The 13999-nt window shown below is 46.9% G+C and carries 12 protein-coding genes; 5 read left to right on the forward strand and 7 right to left on the reverse strand.

Annotated elements, in window-relative coordinates; translation table 11 throughout:
* Positions 1 to 30: 30 nt before the first annotated feature.
* Positions 31 to 1485 (reverse strand): glycosyltransferase family 39 protein, encoded by a 1455-nt coding sequence (locus GFS24_RS00415; RefSeq protein WP_153657597.1) that lies wholly within the window; start codon positions 1483 to 1485, stop codon positions 31 to 33.
* Between the two features lie 112 nt (positions 1486 to 1597).
* On the opposite strand from GFS24_RS00415, the gene ligD reads away from it, so the two are divergent.
* Genes ligD through GFS24_RS00430 form a run of 3 tightly spaced genes read left to right on the forward strand, consistent with a single transcriptional unit; the run spans position 1598 to position 4693 of the window.
* Positions 1598 to 3565, forward strand: coding sequence for a DNA ligase D (gene ligD / locus GFS24_RS00420; protein ID WP_253906368.1), 1968 nt, complete (start codon positions 1598 to 1600; stop codon positions 3563 to 3565).
* 4 nt (positions 3566 to 3569) lie between these two features.
* Positions 3570 to 3767 (forward strand): hypothetical protein, encoded by a 198-nt coding sequence (locus tag GFS24_RS00425; RefSeq protein ID WP_153657598.1) that lies wholly within the window; start codon positions 3570 to 3572, stop codon positions 3765 to 3767.
* 41 nt (positions 3768 to 3808) lie between these two features.
* Positions 3809 to 4693, forward strand: a complete 885-nt coding sequence (locus GFS24_RS00430; protein WP_153657599.1) for a DUF4886 domain-containing protein — start codon at positions 3809 to 3811, stop codon at positions 4691 to 4693.
* Between the two features lie 163 nt (positions 4694 to 4856).
* On the opposite strand, the gene GFS24_RS00435 is transcribed toward GFS24_RS00430, so the two are convergent.
* Positions 4857 to 5573: a DUF4197 domain-containing protein gene (locus GFS24_RS00435; protein ID WP_153657600.1), complete on the reverse strand. Its 717-nt coding sequence runs from the start codon at positions 5571 to 5573 to the stop codon at positions 4857 to 4859.
* A gap of 225 nt (positions 5574 to 5798) precedes the next feature.
* On the opposite strand from GFS24_RS00435, the gene GFS24_RS00440 reads away from it, so the two are divergent.
* The gene (locus GFS24_RS00440) at positions 5799 to 6137 is read left to right on the forward strand and encodes a hypothetical protein (RefSeq protein WP_153657601.1); all 339 of its coding nucleotides are present in this window, start codon (positions 5799 to 5801) and stop codon (positions 6135 to 6137) included.
* On the opposite strand, the gene GFS24_RS00445 is transcribed toward GFS24_RS00440, so the two are convergent.
* Positions 6134 to 6424 carry a cytochrome c gene (locus tag GFS24_RS00445; protein ID WP_153657602.1) on the reverse strand — a complete coding sequence of 97 codons (291 nt, stop codon included), beginning with the start codon at positions 6422 to 6424 and terminating at the stop codon, positions 6134 to 6136. The two genes, GFS24_RS00440 and GFS24_RS00445, sit on opposite strands and share 4 nt — an antisense overlap.
* A gap of 172 nt (positions 6425 to 6596) precedes the next feature.
* Here GFS24_RS00445 and GFS24_RS00450 point away from each other — a divergent pair, with 172 nt between their 5' ends.
* A complete protein-coding gene (locus tag GFS24_RS00450) occupies positions 6597 to 8135 on the forward strand; it encodes a hypothetical protein (protein WP_153657603.1) in 1539 nt (512 codons plus the stop codon).
* Positions 8136 to 8169: 34 nt separating this feature from the next.
* Here the strand turns inward: GFS24_RS00450 and GFS24_RS00455 are convergent, their stop codons facing one another.
* From GFS24_RS00455 to GFS24_RS00470, 4 genes are read right to left on the reverse strand one after another with little or no spacing between them, the layout of a single operon-like run.
* On the reverse strand, positions 8170 to 9423 hold the full coding sequence (locus GFS24_RS00455) for a DNA mismatch repair protein (protein WP_153657604.1): 1254 nt from the start codon (positions 9421 to 9423) through the stop codon (positions 8170 to 8172).
* Positions 9420 to 10748, reverse strand: a complete 1329-nt coding sequence (locus GFS24_RS00460) for a DNA mismatch repair protein (protein ID WP_153657605.1) — start codon at positions 10746 to 10748, stop codon at positions 9420 to 9422. Before GFS24_RS00460 ends, GFS24_RS00455 begins: the two co-directional genes overlap by 4 nt.
* 44 nt (positions 10749 to 10792) lie before the next feature.
* Positions 10793 to 13081: a Gldg family protein gene (locus tag GFS24_RS00465; protein ID WP_153657606.1), complete on the reverse strand. Its 2289-nt coding sequence runs from the start codon at positions 13079 to 13081 to the stop codon at positions 10793 to 10795.
* Positions 13078 to 13998, reverse strand: a complete 921-nt coding sequence (locus tag GFS24_RS00470; RefSeq protein ID WP_153657607.1) for an ABC transporter ATP-binding protein — start codon at positions 13996 to 13998, stop codon at positions 13078 to 13080. The genes GFS24_RS00465 and GFS24_RS00470 overlap by 4 nt, the downstream gene beginning before the upstream one ends.
* Position 13999: the final 1 nt, after the last annotated feature.

A 13999-nucleotide genomic window follows, 5' to 3' on the forward strand; every position in this document is an offset into this window, starting at 1 on the left:
CATAAGGGGCCGGGGACTTCTCCGGCCTTCTTATTTCCTGCCGCCCGGAGTGTATTCCAAACAACGGTACACCAGGAATATTCTGTCCCCCTTTGCCACAATAGGGGGAAGCGGTTGCACAGTAACGAAGTATTTCCGGAGCGTATCGGCAAAGCGATTTTCATCTGTAGCGTCCCCTATCTCAGAATTAATGAAAAGCGCATTCCTGCCTGCCAGGTCATTTACATTCGTTCCTACATAGTCAAACTGCAAAGCCTTGCGCCCAAGGATGTTCTGGCCATAGACCATTTCATCCATATAGAAATTAAGCACGGCACTGGTCTTATAATCATCCGCAGAAAAAACGAAATCAGCCGGGTATTCTTTCTTCAGGGAGATGACAGACTTCGCCATTTCGTCCCATCCCAGCCACACATCATCAGAGTTCACCGGCACCGGGTAAAAGACCAGCTCAATAGCCAGCGCCACATGTACCACCACAGCAAAGATCTGCTGCCAGCGGATATACTTCTCAGCAAAGTAAATACTCACCCAAATAATACCACTGATATAAGCAGGCATCATCCAGTTTATTTTCACCCAGTAAATGGGAGAGATCAGGAAGAACAATAGGAAAAGAGGCAGGAAGAAACAAAGCAGGAATAACTGCTCCGCCGTTACTTTTGCCATACGCCGAATGGTTTTATACAGCAACACCCATAAGGCAAAGAAAAGCACCGGCATCAGGATAGCAGCCTGGTGGCCAATTACACCCAGCACATCCAGGGGCCTCACCTGAATACCTTCCACACGGCCTGAAGATTGGAAACGGAAGGAGGCGAAATTATGCTGGATGTTCCAGATGATCACCGGACTACTCACCAATACCATCAGCAGCAGCGCGCCCCATAACCAGGGAGATAATAACCATTTCCGGTGTTTTGCCGATAACACTAAGTAAAGCAACAATCCCGCAGGCAGGAAAACAGCCGTGTATTTACTGTCAAATGCCAGGCCCATCATGAGGCCTGCCAGGAGCCAGTATCCTTTCTTTTCCAGGAATACCGCCCTGTACAGGAACAGGAGGGAAAGCGTCCAGCAAAGCATTAAAGGAACATCAGGTGTGGATACGAGGGAAAGGATGGTGACCATCAGTGTGGAAAACATGACCACCAAAGCATTGGCCGCCCGGCGACGGCTCAGGAAATGAAGGCAAAGGTGATAAAAAGCGATCACCGTTCCCAAAGTGGTCAGGGAATCCGCCAGTTTCACAGCGTAGGCTTTATTCCCCAATACAGTAGTAAAAGCCTTTAGCAGCCAGGCAATAGCAGGAGGGTGATCATAATAGGAAAGTGCCGGATGCTCTCCGTAAAAATGATAATACGCGTCCTGGGGCATCAGGCCCATGGCGCCTATAAATATAAGCCGCAATACTAAAATAAACAGCGCAGTGAACAGTAAAACCTTATTTCCCTTAATGTGCGCGATCAGACCTGCCTTCTCCATAATTGGTTGTCAAGATAAAAATTATTATTCCATTCTTCACTGTAATGAGATGACCTCCTGTTGTTTATAGACGAATCCGCATAGATTGGCACGAAGTTTAGCCGGTTTATATATGAAAAAGAGCGCTCCAGGCAAATTGGCTAAGATACCTGCAACTATCAGTCCAATGCTCGCCACACTGGTGAATAAACCGGTGGAGGGCGAGGGCTGGTTGTTTGAGGTTAAATGGGACGGCTACCGGGCCATTGCCATAAAGGATGGCCGGAAAACAGCACTGATCTCCCGTAATAACAAATCATTCAATGATAAGTTCTATCCCGTTTACGAAGCCGTAAAAGAATGGGATATCCGCGGCGTGGTGGATGGAGAGATCGTGGTGTTGAATGATGCCGGCCGCTCTGATTTTGCATCCCTGCAAAACTGGCGGAGTGAAGCAGACGGTACGCTCATCTATTATGTATTTGATCTGTTATGGTTGGATGGGAGAGACCTCACCGCAGAACCCTTATTAACACGCAGGGAATTATTAAAGCAGCAACTGCCACCCGATGGCATCATCCGCATGAGCGAAAGTTTTCACACCCCGGTAAAGCAATTGCTGGAAGCGGGCAGAAAGATCGGATTGGAAGGGATCATTGCAAAAAAAGCAGATAGCACCTACCATCCCGGAGATCGTACAAAAGAATGGCTGAAAATTAAACTCAGTAAACGGCACGAAGTAGTGATCGGTGGTTTTACAAAGAATGAAGGCTCCGCAAAAGCATTCAGTTCTTTATTGGTAGGTGTTTACGAAGGAGGCAAATTCGTTTATACGGGAAAGGTAGGAACGGGTTTTTCAGATAAGCTGCAAAAGGAAATGATGGCAAAGTTCCGCCCGCTCATCACGAAGAAGATGCCTTTCTCATCTTTACCGGATGTGAACAAACCCTCCCGCTTCAGGCCCAATCCGCCCAAAGCAGAGGCTACATGGCTGAAGCCACAGTTAGTATGTGAAGTGCATTATGCAGAAATAACCGCAGATGGTGTAATGCGCCATCCTTCTTTTGAAGCGCTGCGGGAAGATAAAAAGGCGAAAGAAGTATTTAGGGAAAAAGCATCACCCATCGTAAAAAGCAAACTGCTGAAAGCGCCGGAAGAACAGGGCCGGAAAACATTCCTGAACCCCGCTGAAGTAACCCAGGTGCGGAAAGTAAAAGGGCATGAGTTAAAGTTTACTAATCTAAACAAGATCTTCTGGCCCAAAGAGAAATACACCAAAAGGGATATGCTCAACTATTATTACCAGGTAGCGCCCTACATCCTGCCATATCTGAAAGACCGTCCGCAGTCCATGAACCGTTTCCCGAATGGCATCACCGGAAAGAGTTTTTACCAGAAGGATATAACAGGCAAAGCGCCGGAATGGGTGCAGCAATTCCCTTATCATACCAGCGATGGAAAAGATAAGAACTTCCTGGTGGTAGATGATGAAGCCAGCCTGTTGTATATGGCCAACCTGGGCGCCATTGAAATGAACCCATGGAACAGCCGCATCCAAAAACCGGATCATCCTGACTGGTGCCTGATAGACCTTGATCCTACAGAGAAGAACTCCTTTGAACAGGTGATTGAAACTGCCCGGGTAACGAAACAGGTGCTGGATGCAATAGGTATAACTGGTTATCCTAAAACTTCCGGTTCCACGGGCATTCATATTTACATACCCCTCCAGGCAAAATACACCTACGATGAATGCCAGCTTTTCGCCAAATGGATAGCTGCCCAGGTGCATCATGAACTGCCGCGTTTTACCAGTATTGAACGTATGACGCGTAACAGAACGGGTAAGTTGTATGTGGATTATTTACAGAACAGGCCCAAGGCCACACTGGCCGCTCCCTATTCTTTACGTCCTAAACCCGGCGCAACGGTATCCATGCCTTTGCATTGGGAGGAAGTGAAGAAGGGATTAAAGATGAAGGATTTTACGATCAACAATGCGCTGGAACGCATCAAAAGCGAAGGAGATATTTTTAAACCGGTGCTTGGCCGGGGCATTCAACTGAAGAAAGTACTAAAGGAATTTGAACTTAAACAGTGACGCCATGAAAAGGAAACTGATCCATGTTACACTCATTGCCCGCGCTGACGACGGTATATGGTACATATGCGCAGAGCTTTTTGCCAAGGGGCCGCATAAGATAAAACTTGTATCAAGCACGGTGATGCCATTGCTGGATGTGAGCGACCTCGTAAGAAAAATATATGGCATGGAAAAAGATCCGCTCATCAATTTAAACTGACCGGATTTTGATTATTAGCGTATAAGCTATATTTTACCACCATGCTTTTAAGATTCAAAATTTGCCTGCTTGTACTTTGCAGTATCTGCTTTACTGTTCAGGCACAAACGAAATACCGCCTGTTCATTATTGGCAACAGCTTTTCCCAGAATGCCGCTTCATTTCTGCCGCAACTCACTAAAGAGGGTGGCATAGATCTGGAACTGGGTCGTGCTGAATTAGGGGGCTGTTCACTGGAACGGCACTGGAAACTGGTGGAAACCGCAGAAAAGGATACTTCAGACCCTGCCGGTAAAGCCTACGGCGGTAAATCCTTGCGCCAGCTGCTTTCTCAGGGTACCTGGGATATGGTCACCATCCAGCAATATTCCTTGCTCTCCGGTGATCCTGAAACATATCGCCCCTATGCGCAAAAACTATACGATTTTATCAAGACCATACAGCCCAACGCAAAGATCTTTATTCACCAGACCTGGGCGTACCGCAATGATGCCAAAGAATTTGGAAAGATAATGGGAGCGGAGCGGGCGAAGGATGCCAAAGAAATGCACCAGCATGTAAGGGCTGCTTACCATACCATTGCTAAAGAACTAAATCTTACCATCATTCCCGTGGGAGATGCCTTCAGTGCCATCACTACAAGCCCAACCTGGGGTTATAAAAAAGATACCACCTTCAATTATGAAACGCCGGTATCACCCGCTTTGCCGGACCAAACAAACTCCCTGCATATGGGCTACCGCTGGCTGGACGGCAAGCTGAGTTTTGATGCCAATCATGCCAACAGGGCAGGTTGCTACCTGGGATCACTTGTTTGGTACCAGACCTTGTTTGGCGGAAATGTGAAAAAGGTAAAGTTCAAACCGGAAGAGGTATCTGATGCTATGGCCAAGCAATTCAAGAAAGTAGTGAGGGCTTTGCAGTAGGATAGTTTCACAAAAGCGATGACACGCTCCTGGCTGGAGGTTGGCCGCTCAGCAAAGGGCGGATTTTTTTCTTCTTTTGGGAAGGCGTTTTTTTAAATTTAAGACCCTGCGTTAGATTGTTGTTTTTTTTAAAAAAAACAACAATCTCCAAGCCCCGTGTTAATTACCTTTGCGCCATAACGCCGCCGAATACCGTTTTCAGGAGTTCGGTTACACGTGCCGCCGGGTCTCTGCGTATCTTCTGTTCCTCTAATCCTACTTCATGGAAGATGCCATCTACCGCTCTTTCCGTAACGTAAGCGGTAAGGTCTGTATTCACAGGGCTGGAAGAAAATTTATTGTACACGGAAAATACATCCGCCCAATACTTGGTAGCATCCACTTTACTCAGCGCGTTGCTGATAGCAGGGCGGAAGGCACTGGTTAAGGCAGCCGTTGTTTTTTGTTTAAAGTAATTGGTGGCCGCAAAATCCCCGCCTCTCAGGATACCGAGCGCATCCGTGATCGTCATCTGTCGGATCGCATTCACGAAGATGGGTGTGGCAGATTTAGCCGCTTCTTCCGCACCACGGTTCATAGCCAATACTGCCTTATCTACTACACTCCCCATACCCAGGTTCCGTAAAGTAGATTCCACTTTCTGTGCTTCCGGTGGCATCAGTATCTTCAATACGGCATTAGAGAAAAAGCCATTGGTGGCAGAAAGCCGGTTGGTACTGTTTTGTGTGCCAATGGTCAGCGCTTCTTTTAATCCCGCAGCAATTTGCATGGTGTTGGCGCTGCCTGTAGTAGTGGTAGGTGGAAGCGAATTCAGTATCTGCTGTGTGGTTTCACAGCCAGTCAAAAAAAGAAGGATGCAGGCGAAGTACCAGTTTTTCATAATAGCAAATATACATCATAGCAATCCTTCCGGCTAGTTTTTGCAGAACCGCCATGGTAGCTTCATCCTTGCTTAATCCTTGCTTCGTGTTGCACGCCAGAGCGGGTTTAAGCTACTTTGAAGCAAGGATGAAGCAAGGATTAGACATGCTTCAATATGAATTTTAAGGAACCACTGGTATTTTCAGGAATAAGATATTAGTTTAGCATGAGAAAATTCATTTATATGAAAAGCAAGGTTTTCAGAAAGTTCCTGGAATACATTTACAACAATTATGTGGGTAATTTTTTAGGGTTTGTGATAGGGATGGCATCCACCCGCCTGGTATCTCATTTCTTTACCACCCGCAGCATCAGGAACCTATGGGGCCTTGCCACACACAAAACAGTGATCAACAAGCAAACCTATACCAACCTGGAATGGACCATTTCCATCGTCATCGGTTTTATCGTATTTGAGATCGTTTCCAAATGGCTGAAGAGAAAGCTGGCGGAGATGTTGCCAAAATATAAGTGGACCAGATGGATGGTGGATGGGGAAGAGAAACCGGTGCCTTCCGCTTAAGGCTGCCTTAAGCTTTTTACATAATCAGCCAGCACAGCCAGTTCCTCTTCAGAAAACTTCTTTTTAAACGATGGCATCGGGCCTTTTCCTTCCCGGATCTGTTGCACAATAGCCATGGTTTCCAGGCTGCTCACCTTTAGGTTCTTAGCACCCAGGAAACCTTTGGTGCCATCATTCCCGTGGCATACTTTACAGTTCTTCTTGTAGAGTGCGTCTCCGGCTACAGGTGTTTTATTGCTCAGGATCAATATGGCTAAAAGTGGCAGGATAAAAAGTAAGTATCGCATCGTGTTTGTTTTTATTTGATACAGCAAAAAAACGATACTTCCACCTCCGGAAATAGAACAAAACCGACAGACCGCATTAGTAGTAATTTCTCCCTTTATTAGTGAAAATTGCCTGTTCCTTGAAAGCCCGCCGGGAAAGCCTTACTTTAATTTTCTTAATTACATTCCCGTTATGAAAATGCAATTCTTATCACTACTGGCCGTAGTTGCTTTACTTCCATGCCTGGCAACAGCACAAGCCAAAAGCGAATGGGTATACCCCGGCGCAGGTCAAAAACTCACTTACAAAACACTGGAAAAAGGAGACCGGATCATGGACTTCTCTTATGCCGGATACATGGGTGGCGGTGTACGGATTCCTTCACCACCTGTAAAAATTACCTTAAGCCCGGTAGAGGGAGATAACTCCGCTGCTATCCAGCGCGCCGTAGATGAGATAGCTGCCATGAAACCGGAGAACGGTTTCAGAGGCACGGTATTACTAAAGCCCGGTGTATATAATTGCGACAACACGATCCTGATCAATACCAGTGGAATTGTGGTACGCGGAAGCGGCCCGGGTGAAAATGGCACCCTGCTTAAAATGACAGGTGAACCGCATGTTTGCTTCTCTGTTCAAAGCAGGGTGAATATTAAGAAGGAAGGCACGCCGGTTATGATAACAGACAATTATGTTCCCTCCGGGTCCAATAGCTTTCACCTCTCTGATGTTACCGGCCTTGCCGCCGGAGACCTGATCCAGATCAGCCGCCCGATAACTCCTGCCTGGGTAAAATTCATGGGAATGGATGGCCTGGTACGGGATGGCAAAAAACAAACCTGGATGACCGGAGAGATCACCGTGGAGCGCGTGATAAAAAAGATAGAAGGCCGCAAGGTAATTGTAGAACTTCCCCTCACAGATAGTTATGATGCCGCTTATCTCAGCGCACCGGGTGTGTCTGTCGTAAAGGTCACTACAAGCGGAGAGATCTCACAGATAGGTCTTGAAAACTTCCGCATCGGTTCTCCTGAACAATCCGGCACCATTAATGAAAAGTCACACAAGGCATTTACGATCCGCGGTGCATCAGATGCATGGGCGAGGGACATAGATGTTTTTAATACCGTAAACAGTATCAGCGTATCCGATGCTAAACGTGTTACACTGGAACGGATCAACATCTCTCACCAGACGCCCACCAAAGGAGCCGCCAAACCAGCTGACCTGAATGGCAGCGGCGCACAGATCCTTTTTAATCAGTGTAATATCCAGGGAGATAATGTGTTCTTTTTTGCTACCGGTGCAAAAGTATCCGGCCCCATTGTTTTGCTGAACTGCACTTTCCGTGGTAATGGCTGGATACAACCACATCAGCGCTGGGCTACCGGTGTATTGATAGACAGGTGTAATGTACCGGATGGAGGAATTGATTTTATGAACCGTGGTATTATGGGCTCAGGGCATGGATGGTCTATTGGATGGGCAGTGGCCTGGAATTGCAAAGCTAAAACATATCTTAACCAGCAACCGCCGGGAGCCACCAATTGGGTGATAGGCAGCCAGGGAGAGAAAACAAAGCGACCTATTCCTTTTGAAACAATGGATAAGCCCGCTCTGCCGGAAGGGTATTATGATGCGCATGATACGCCGGTGGCACCATCCAGTCTTTATCTTGCGCAGCTTTCTGAGCGGCTGGGAGAACAGGCTGTGAAGAATATAGGGTATTAAATAAAAAACGGCCAGATAACTATCTGGCCGTTTTTTATTTTAGTATCATACCCAGGATCCCTTCATTTTCTATGATCATCATCCCATGCCTGTCCTCCGTAATTCCTTCCTGTAATTTATAAGTATAAGTAGGTACGGTTCCATTCATCACCGTAGGCAGGTACACAAACTGGAAGTTGTTGCAGCTTTCTTTAAGTGCTTCTCCCACTTCAATAATGTGTGTTGAAATAATAAAAGAACAATTCCTGTTTTCAGAAAAAGCTGCCGATACCGATAAGGTAGCATCGTGCGCATCTTTCACATTCGTGCCTTTGAATAGTTCGTCAAAAATAACCAGCAGGTTCTTCCCGGTGCTTACTTCTTGTGCTACCTTTTTTACACGCAATACTTCCGCATAAAAATGACTGTAACCCAGGCTCAGATTATCCGGTACATTGATGGAAGAATAGATACCATCCTTCACGGAGAATTCCATTTTTTGTGCAGCCACAGGGAATCCCATATGTGCGAGATACAAGGATATGCCGAACGATTTCATGAACGTGGATTTCCCGGCCATATTAGCGCCGGTTAAGAAGATCACGTTGCTGTTCCCGTCTGCTGCAATGTTATTCGTTATCCCTTTATCCAAACGGGGATGATAGAGGCCGGTTACCCGGATAATGTTTTTGTCCGCAGGCAAAGCCTGTGCATAATTGAATCCTTTCGCAACAGCTATCGCGGATACAGAGATGTACACATCCAGCAGGTATACTGCCTGCATGATCTCCTTTACTTCCCGGTTCAGTTTATGCCGGATCAAACGATCATATTTCAGCAGGTTGAACAGGGAGAGTTCTGCTGCAGCAACCGGGATATTTTGCAGGGTGCGTTTCACAGGATCCCAATCCGGTTGATCTATATCCTGCAAAAAAGTTTTCAGGGTCTGCAACAATTTTAGTGTGGCTTTAAGGCCTTCCGTGAGTTGCTCATACGCAGCTGGTAATCCGATATAACTTTGCAGTTTCATTTGCAAAATATTTCCGCCGGAGCTCAGATAAGCAGCTGCAACATCCACCTGCTCGCCCGTGAAAGGGAATAGGAAGGCTTTGTCGCCAAAGTACCGGAACATACTACTGCGGTGGTTAATGGCTTCTGCATCAGTAAGCGGAAACTGGAACATTTGCTCCAGCTGCTTTTCACCACCACGTGTTTTTACACCTCTGAAAAGATGCAGGATACTGCTGTTATTGTATTTACCGATCAGGTTCAGATCATCCAGTGTTTGTTTATCTGCAATAAAACTCATATCACCCTGCTTTTAAGAATATCAATAATGCCTTCGTTGTTGATGATCACCATGCCATGCCGGTCCGCCGTGATGCCGGAGACCAGCTTATGCGTATAAACAGGTTTATTCCCATCCATCAGCGTAGGCAGGTAACTGAAGTTGATATTATCGCACTGTGCTTTCAACACTTCTCCAGCTTCAATGATGTGTGTGGAAATAACGAACATGGAATTCCGCTTTTGTGCAAAAGCAGCGGTAATAGCTACCGTAGCTTCATATGCATCCTTTACATTGGTACCACGGAACAGTTCATCGAAAATAACGAACAGGTTTTTTGACCGCCCCAGTTCCGCCGCTACTTTTTTCAGGCGCAGTACTTCCGCATAAAAATGACTGTAACCCATGCTGAGATTATCCGGCAGGTTGATGGTGGTGTACATGCCATCCCTGACAGAGAATTCCATATGCGCCGCCGCCACAGGGAAACCCATGTGTGCAAGAAAAACAGCAATGCCCAGGGATTTCATGAAAGTAGACTTGCCGGCCATATTGGCGCCGGTAAGAAAAACAATGTTCTGCGTTGGTGTAATGTGTAAGGTGTTGGCTATCGGATTATCCAGCTGTGGATGATACACACCTTCCAGCCGGATAACATGTTCCTCGTTGCTCAGTGCAACAGGAAAAACAAAATTACGTGTAGCGGCCACCGTAGCTACGGAAATATATACATCCAGGTGGTAGATGCGGTAGAATAGTTTCCTGATCTTATCCCGGTATACATATCGTAACACCTGGTCGCAGGCGGCAGTTCTCTCATAGGAGAGTTTGCCGGCTGCTGCTTCAGGCAATATACGTGCAAGGTCTGGCTCTGACAGAATGCTGTTGATCTCTTTTATTTCCGTGCTGTAAGGAGTGTCCGCAGTGCCCAGTGATTGTACAAAATCCCTGAGTATGGCCAGGATAGTGCCGGTGGCAGCAACGCCTTCGCTCACCTGTTTAAATGCAGAATCCGCACCGAGCAGGTTGTTGAGTTTCCTGCTGAGTGTATTATCCTCCTGCGTTAGTTTGCTTCTTGTATCCGTACCGGAGAGGTATTGTTCTGCTGCATCAAAGAGGCCGCCGTTGAAAGGGAACGTAACCTTAATGGCTGCAAAGTACCGGATCAGTTCACTGCGGCGGTTAATTTCTGCAACGGTAGATAAGGGGCACTGAAACATATGTTCCAGTGCTTCAGCGCCACCGCGGGTAGCAGTGCGGTTAAAAATGGCATAAATGGAATGACCGTTCCGCTTACCAAAAATATTCAGGTCATCCAGGGTTTGCTTATCAGTTATAAAGCTCATACTTCTCAGAATAAAGGCGCAGCCCATGCTGCGCCATATAAAATTTATCTGCCTCTGCGGCGTATCCAGATGATCAGCCCGATAGCGGCCAGTACGCCCGGCAGCAGCCAACGCAGGAAGATGATGGATGTTTTTAATCCCTTATCCCGGATGGTGAGTGATGTATCCGGAGATGCTTCACGGCGCATATCTACCGGTGCTTCATTATCTGATAACCAGGAGAAGGATGCGTCGCTCAGCGAGAAATTGGAAGCACGCACATTGCGGGCCATGCCCAGTTCGCCATTGCTCAGCCAATCCGCATCACCGGTTACAATGATGTGTTGCTCCCGGTTGTTCACTTTGCGGGAGAGGGCCAGCACAACAGGGTAAGGTTGCATGATCTCTCCCACAGCCGGATTGCAGATAGCGGAATCATCCACAAAGTTGGTGGTCTCCAGTTCATTCCAGCTATTTGTGGAATCAGAAGTAAAGAGTGTTTTTACAGCATATCCTTTATCGGTTGTAAAGCTGAGGCCAGCTGCTGTAGGCATCGTAGCTACTACTTTGTTTTTCGCCATATCTTCCAGGAAATAGGAAAATGCAGCGCCTTCGCCTGTGGGTTTCACCGCCAGCACGTTGGCTTGTAATTTAGTAGAATGTTTTACCAGTACACCGGGCATGAATTGTACACCCAATTGTGCTGTAACAGTATTCATCTGTTCCTGGCGGCCAGGTTCGCCTGCTATCAACAGGTTCCCCCCTTTGGTGATATAAGCCTGCAGGTTAGCCATTTCAGTTTCCGTCATGGCCTGTTTCATTTCCGCTATCACCAGTATACGGATACTGTCTGGCACTGGTTTTTCCAGTGATACATCCGTAAAATCAAAACCATTGTTGATCAGTGCATGGCGGAAAGTTTTTTCCTGTGTAAACTTTTTGTAGCCACGATCGTTCTCACCATTGCTTTCCCTTTCTCCATGTCCTGTTACAAAACCTACCACCGGCAGGTCTGTTACCAAACGCTTAAAGGCAGCCGTGATCTCTGCTTCCGCAGGGTACCGCATGAGATCATCATACACCCGCAGGAAGGTTTTTTTACCGTTTGCCCGTTCAATAACACGCACCAGCCGGTAGTCTTCACCTGCAAGATCTACTTTGCCGGTTATCTCTTTGTAAGGCGCAATTTTGAAGTCCCAGTCATAGATCTGGGCCATGGTATCGATACGCTGCTTATCACTAAGTTTAGGGTATTGCTTATCCAAAAAGGAATTGTTCCCCTTGTGGTAGTAATACACATACTCCATCTTCATCTCAGGTTTGAAGCGCAGGTATTGATCAAAACGTTCCACATCCATCTTGTAATAAGCAGGCAGGGCCATGGAATACGTCTGGTCCAGCATATTAACATAGGTGGTGATGGTTACATCACCCGTTAATTTTTTCAGTACTTCCTGGCTGTTTTGGGTAAGCGTATTCACCTTCATGGCAGTACTGTCGTACACAAACTTCAGCGATGGTTTAGCACTGAAATACCCGATAAGCATGGTAATGGCAATGATACCCGCATAACGTGCAAAGTTAACACCACGTGGGCTTTTTTGCCGCCCCTGTTGGAGCTTCAGGATAGAAAGACCCAGGAACAGGCAGATCACCAGCAGGAAGTATAAGAAATCTTCCGTTGTGAATAAACCTGCTATGAAAGTATTGGCACGGCCGGAAATAGCCAACCAGTAAGTAATATCCCTTACAAATGGAATATCCTGCCACATGCCTTTCATAAAATTAAGTACAGCAAACGTAGCCAGTGTACCGATAGCTGCTACTACTGCATAAGTAGTAAGGGAGGACATGAACAGCCCGATAGCCGCATAAGCGCATATCAGCAGGTACAGGCCCAGCAGGCCGGTCAGGATGGCCGGAACATCTGCCGCGTGAATAATGCCGATAGCATGCAAACTGAAAATGCCCAATACTCCCACCAGTGCCAGGCCGTATATCATCAGTGCCAGGTATTTACCCAGTATGATCTGCGTGTTGGTGAGCGGAGAAGAGTATAATAATTTAATAGATCCACTGCTGGTTTCCCGGCTCATGATCCCCATGGTGAGCAGGGGAATGTAGAGGTAAAGATACCCCAGCATAGAAGTGAACAACCCACGCTGACCAGCAAACGTACCCAACGTTGCACTTGTGAGTGGCCAGTTCATGATCTGCAGTTTCACCTGGCCGTTTAACCTTTCCAGGTACAGCACGCCCGCCTGGATAGCCAGCACCACAAGAATGAACCAGGCCACAGGGGAGAAGAACAGCGTTTTTAATTCGGTCTTTGCTAATTTATAGATTGTCTTCATGATTTCTTTTTGGTGAATTCCGCAAACACAGTTTCAAGAGAGTTCTTCTCTGTTGAAACTTCTACCAGCCGCCAGTTCAGTTGAATACTGGCCGCTACGATCAGCTCGATGGTTTCCTGCGTATCTGCCGCATGGATCCTGAACTTAGTACGACCCATCTCTTCTACTTCCAGCACACCTTCTAAACTTTGCAATACTTCAATCCTTGGAGGATTGAGGAGCGATAAGGTTAGAGTGGAAGGCTGTACAAAACTGTCAAACTCTTCCAGCGGACCGGAGAAGGTGATCCCACCTTCATTGATCAGCCAGATATGATCGCACAGCGCCTGTACTTCCTGCAGGATGTGTGTGGATAATACAACCGTTCTCTCTTCTGCGATCTCCCTGATCAGCCCGCGCACTTCCAGGATCTGGTTAGGGTCCAGGCCATTGGTAGGTTCATCCAGTACCACAAAATCCGGTTTATGAATGATGGCCTGTGCAATACCCACCCGTTGCTGGTAACCACCGGAAAGGTTACGCAATAACCTTTTGGCGTAATGGCTTACCTGGCATTTGCCCATCACTTCTTTCACCGCACCTGCAACAGAAGCACTGTTCATTAACCGCATATTCGCGCAGTGTGTGAGATATTCTTCCACCGTCAGGTCCGGGTTCAAAGGAGGCTGCTGCGGTAAAAAGCCAAGATGTTTTTTAGCGTTTACAGGGTCCTTGCGGAGATTGATGCCTTTGATGAAAACTTCTCCTTCTGTCTGGCGTAATACACCACACATGATATTCATAATGGTGGATTTCCCGGCGCCATTGGCGCCGAGCAATCCGTAAATCCCATTCTTGGTTAATTCGAAATTAATATCCCTGATGGCCCATTGCACGCTGTAGCGGTGCGACAGGTTTTCTACTTTCACTATTGACATA

It is taken from the genome of Chitinophaga sp. SYP-B3965 (genome assembly GCF_009647655.1).
GTDB lineage: Bacteria > Bacteroidota > Bacteroidia > Chitinophagales > Chitinophagaceae > Chitinophaga.

What these genes read in the sequence shown, in the direction of transcription:
- GFS24_RS00460 (WP_153657605.1), bottom strand. Translation starts at nt 10,748, where the DNA reads ATGAGCTTTATAACTGATAAGCAAACCCTGGATGACCTGAATATTTTT.
- GFS24_RS00455 (WP_153657604.1), bottom strand. Translation starts at nt 9,423, where the DNA reads ATGAGTTTTATTGCAGATAAACAAACACTGGATGATCTGAACCTGATC.
- GFS24_RS00430 (WP_153657599.1), top strand. Translation starts at nt 3,809, where the DNA reads ATGCTTTTAAGATTCAAAATTTGCCTGCTTGTACTTTGCAGTATCTGC.
- GFS24_RS00465 (WP_153657606.1), bottom strand. Translation starts at nt 13,081, where the DNA reads ATGAAGACAATCTATAAATTAGCAAAGACCGAATTAAAAACGCTGTTC.
- ligD (WP_253906368.1), top strand. Translation starts at nt 1,598, where the DNA reads ATGAAAAAGAGCGCTCCAGGCAAATTGGCTAAGATACCTGCAACTATC.
- GFS24_RS00415 (WP_153657597.1), bottom strand. Translation starts at nt 1,485, where the DNA reads ATGGAGAAGGCAGGTCTGATCGCGCACATTAAGGGAAATAAGGTTTTA.
- GFS24_RS00450 (WP_153657603.1), top strand. Translation starts at nt 6,597, where the DNA reads ATGAAAATGCAATTCTTATCACTACTGGCCGTAGTTGCTTTACTTCCA.
- GFS24_RS00470 (WP_153657607.1), bottom strand. Translation starts at nt 13,998, where the DNA reads ATGTCAATAGTGAAAGTAGAAAACCTGTCGCACCGCTACAGCGTGCAA.
- GFS24_RS00425 (WP_153657598.1), top strand. Translation starts at nt 3,570, where the DNA reads ATGAAAAGGAAACTGATCCATGTTACACTCATTGCCCGCGCTGACGAC.
- GFS24_RS00445 (WP_153657602.1), bottom strand. Translation starts at nt 6,424, where the DNA reads ATGCGATACTTACTTTTTATCCTGCCACTTTTAGCCATATTGATCCTG.
- GFS24_RS00440 (WP_153657601.1), top strand. Translation starts at nt 5,799, where the DNA reads ATGAAAAGCAAGGTTTTCAGAAAGTTCCTGGAATACATTTACAACAAT.
- GFS24_RS00435 (WP_153657600.1), bottom strand. Translation starts at nt 5,573, where the DNA reads ATGAAAAACTGGTACTTCGCCTGCATCCTTCTTTTTTTGACTGGCTGT.